Origin of the sequence: Lancefieldella parvula, from assembly GCF_963530955.1 — a bacterium.
Lineage (GTDB): Bacteria > Actinomycetota > Coriobacteriia > Coriobacteriales > Atopobiaceae > Lancefieldella > Lancefieldella parvula_A.
In genome coordinates this window covers 1-4,460 of the sequence record NZ_CAUSFQ010000099.1, presented here as the reverse complement: position 1 = coordinate 4,460, position 4,460 = coordinate 1, and the positions used below count along the sequence as shown (strand labels likewise).

At 55.4% G+C, this 4,460-nt stretch carries 2 protein-coding genes; both read right to left on the bottom strand.

Translation table 11 applies throughout. The annotated features are described in order from the left end of the window. Window positions 1-3,571, bottom strand: a 3,571-nt coding sequence (locus tag RWJ43_RS06090) for a phosphoribosylformylglycinamidine synthase (protein ID WP_314008973.1), incomplete at its 3' end; no start/stop codon positions are given. A 142-nt stretch (window positions 3,572-3,713) separates the two neighbouring features. Then, a partial coding sequence (locus RWJ43_RS06085; RefSeq protein ID WP_314008971.1) for an energy-coupling factor transporter transmembrane component T occupies window positions 3,714-4,460 on the bottom strand: 747 nt, incomplete at its 5' end.

Below are 4,460 nucleotides of genomic sequence, written 5' to 3'. Positions count from 1 at the left end.
AGACCATGCTTGGGGTACCCGTTGCGTCAACGTACTGCGTTGCAATCTGGCCGTTGGCCTTGAGCGTCTCAAGCAGCTCGTCGGAGGCAACAAAACGACCTTCTCCGTGGCTGATTGCGATGGTGTGGATGTCGCCAAGCGTGCACTTGGAGAGCCATGGTGACATCGTGGATGCAACGCTGGTACGAACAAGCTGGCTCTGGTGGCGGCCGATGGTGTTGAACGTCAGTGTTGGGCAGGTGTCGTCCATAGGGCGAATATCGCCGTAAGGAACAAGGCCCAGCTTGATGAGTGCCTGGAAGCCGTTGCAGATGCCCAGCATAAGGCCATCGCGCTGCTGCAGAAGCTCGCGGACAGCCTCGGTTACCTGAGGTGCGCGGAAGAGCGCGCAGATGAACTTAGCAGATCCGTCTGGCTCGTCTCCGCCGGAGAAACCGCCTGGAATCATGACAATTTGACTCTTCTTGATGGACTCTGCCAGCGCATTTGCGGATTTAACAATGTCCTGAGGGGTTAGGTTGTTAATGACCAGCGTGGTTGGGTCAGCGCCCGCACGCTCAAAGGCACGCGCAACGTCGTACTCGCAGTTGTTACCTGGGAATACGGGGATGATGACGCGTGGGCGAGCGGGTGCGATAAGGGCAGGACCAGCATAGGAGTGTCGTGTGGATGTGCCGTCGAAGCTGATTTTCTCCACAGCCTCGTCGGAGCCTCCGCGGTAGGGGAAGACCTCCTCAAGTGGGCGCTCCCATGCTTCCTGGAGCTCGGAGAGGTCGATCTTCTCGCCACACGCGCTGAAAGCGTACTCGGACGTGGTGACGCCCAGAGGAGCCACGCATACGCCGTCGACGTCGTCAACGGATACGCCGTCTGCCAGCTCAACGATGAAGGCACCGTAGGTTGGCGAGAAGAGCGCGTCGGCAGAAATCTCTGGGACCAGCTCAACGCCCAGCTTGTTGCCCAGGCAGCTCTTGAAGAGAGCTTCGGCCACGCCGCCGTAACCTGGCGTGGTAATGGCAAGCGCACTCTTGGACTGGACCAGGGTGTTGACCAGCCTGTATGCGGTGAGCAGGGACTCGTTATCGGGGAGAAGGCCGCTCTCGTCGTAGGATGGGACAATAGAGATAAGCCTGTGACCTGCACCCTTGAACTCGTTGGAGACAATCTTGTCCACCTTGGTAAGACCGGTAGCAAACGAAACCAGCGTTGGTGGAACGTCCAGGTCCTCAAAGGTACCGGACATGGAGTCCTTGCCTCCGACAGCTGCAAGACCAAGGTTGACCTGTGCCATCAGCGCGCCAAGAAGGGCCGCGGCTGGCTTGCCCCAACGGTTAGGATTCTGGCCGAGCTTCTCAAAGTATTCTTGGAAGGTAAGGTAGAGGTCCTGGTACTTAAAGCCGGTAGCAACCAGCTTGGAAACGGACTCAACAACAGAGAGGTAGGCGCCGCGGAACTGGTCGGCTTCCATGAGGTAGGGGTTAAAGCCCCAAGCCATGCCCGAGACCGTATTGGTCTGGCCCATAACAGGAAGCTTAGCCACCATAGAAAGGGCAGGGGTCAGCTGGCGAGCGCCACCGAATGGCATGAGGACGGTACCTGCGCCAATGGTAGAGTCAAAGCGCTCGGAGAGACCCTTGTTGGATGCAACGTTTAGATCGCGTACCAGCGAGTGGAGTTTCTCGCCAAGAGTTGTGCCTGCCCAGGTGCGCTGGTAGGCAAGAGGTTTGGCCAGGCGCACGGTGATAGATTTAGGTGCGCCGTTTGAGGCGAGAAATGCACGGCTAATGTTGACAATCTTCTGACCGCGCCAGCGCATGACCAGGCGCGGGTCCTCGGTGACTGTTGCCACAATGGTTGCCTCGAGGTTTTCTTCGCGGGCATATGCGCAGAACTGATCGACGTCTTTTGCCTCAAGCGCAACGGCCATGCGCTCCTGAGACTCGGAGATTGCCAGCTCAGTGCCATCAAGGCCGTCATACTTCTTAGGAACAGCATCCAGGTTGACGTCAAGGCCGTCGGCGAGCTCGCCAATAGCAACAGAAACGCCGCCTGCACCAAAGTCGTTGCAGCGCTTGATGAGCTTGCAAGCGTCTTCACGGCGGAAGAGGCGCTGAAGCTTGCGCTCAACAGGAGCGTTGCCCTTCTGGACCTCGGCACCGTCGCGCTCAATGGAGCCGGCATCGTGTGCCTTTGAAGAGCCGGTTGCGCCGCCAATGCCGTCACGACCAGTGCGGCCGCCGAGAAGAACGATGATGTCGCCATCTTCTGGACGCTCGCGGCGAACGTGACTTTGAGGAGTTGCGCCTACAACAGCACCAATCTCCATGCGCTTTGCAACGTAGCCTGGATGATAGAGTTCAGAAACCTGGCCGGTAGCAAGACCAATCTGGTTGCCGTAGCTGGAATAACCTGCAGCTGCCGTGCGAACAATGGTGCGCTGAGGAAGCTTTCCAGGAAGCGTCTGGGAAACAGGAACGGTTGGATCTGCGGCGCCTGTGACGCGCATTGCCTGGTAGACGTAGCTGCGGCCAGAAAGGGGGTCGCGGATTGCGCCACCAATACAGGTAGCTGCGCCACCAAAAGGCTCAATCTCGGTTGGATGGTTGTGAGTCTCGTTCTTAAAGAGGAAGAGCCAGTCTTCGTCTTTGCCGTCAACGTCTACCTTTACCTTTACGGTACAGGCGTTGATTTCTTCTGACTCATCAAGATTGGTGAGGACGCCCTTCTCGCGAAGGTACTTTGCACCAATAGTTGCCATATCCCAGAGAGAGACGGCACGATCTTCTCGCCCAAGCTCTTTGCGCATGGAGAGATACTTCTCAAACGCGGCCTTTACCAGGTCATCGTCAATCTGTACACCGGTAATTCCGGTGTTAAAGGTGGTGTGGCGGCAGTGATCAGACCAGTAGGTATCAATGACGCGAATCTCGGTGATGGTAGGATCGCGCTGCTCATCGGTGAAGTACTGCTGGCAGAAGGTGAGGTCAGCCAGGTCCATAGCAAGACCGTGAGAAGCAATAAACTCCTTGAGGCCGTCCTGGTCAAGGGCGTTAAAGCCCTCAAGAACCTCCACGTCTGCAGGCTCTGGAATGGAAATCTTGAGGGTCTCGGGCAGCTCAAGGGAAGCCTCGCGAGCCTCAACGGGGTTGATGAGGTAGTTCTTGATGGCGGTAACGTCTGCCTCTGTGAGGTTTCCGGTCAGCACATAGAGGCGAGCAGAGCGCACAAGTGGACGCTCTCCCTGGCTGATGAGCTGCACACACTCAGCTGCGGAGTCTGCGCGCTGGTCAAACTGGCCAGGCAAAAACTCAACAGCAAACGTATGAACAGCCGCACCTTCAGAAGAAAACTCTGGCATGGTACGGCTGGCAAGATCGGACTGTGGCTCGGAGAAAACGGTGGGGATGCAGGATTCAAAGAGTTCCTCTGAAATTCCCTCAACATCGTAGCGGTTGAGCAGGTCAATGCGTTGTAACTCGGTAATACCAAGAAGGTCTTTCACTTCTTTGAGCAGGGCTTTTGCCTCGCCCTCGAAACCAGATTTTCTTTGGACGTAGACGCGCAGGACCATGGGGCCACCTTTCAATGCAAGCCTTGAACGCTTTTACTAGCTTTATTGTACGTTACTTAGGTGGACAAATTGGCGCTTGTCGAGAAAAGAAAAATGGGTTGTAACAGAGCGTTAAAAATACAAATTTTTTAGTTAAAAGTTTTTACGCCAGCGCAAAGACAAGGGCGATAAAACAGACCGTAACGCCCAAGGCAATTACCTCGCGAGCGCCAAAGGTTGGTTGATGCCAACGTGTGCGAGAAGCCCCTGCTACATAGTGGCGGGCGTCAAGTGCCTTGGAAAGGTTGTTGGCGTGTCTGAGTGAACTTGCTAAAAGCGCCACCACAATGGAGAAGGTTGCGCGAAATCTTTTGGGAAGCGAGCCTGAAGCAACGTAACCTGCGCGAGCGGTTTGAGCCTCGGAAATAGACACCGCATCGACCGCAAGTGTTGGAATAAAGCGCAGCATAAGCGAGAAAATCATGGCAATTTCTTTACCAGGAAGGCCAATTTTTGAGAGCGGTGCGCAAGCTGCTTCAAAGGCATTGCCCAGATCAGTCTGAGTGGTGGTAAGCAGAAGCAGTGCGCCCATCAAAATTGCAGCTAAAATGCGCACAGGGTAGAGAAAAGCGCTCCATGCTCCCACGTCAGTGATGGTAAAGATTGACCAGGAAACAAGCACCGTTCCTTCTCGCGTGAGTAACAGGTTGAAGAGCGAGAGGAAGATAAGCAGCCAGGCAAGTGGGATGATTGACACAAGCACCTGTTTGACGGGGATTTTTGCGAGTGCCAGCAGGCAGAGCACGCCTACTACCAGCAGTGCAAGTTGTGGTGCGTTGCGGATAAAAAACGTTGAGAGCATCAAAAGGAGTGCAGCTAGGCACTTGACGTTGGGATTAAGCCTATGGAT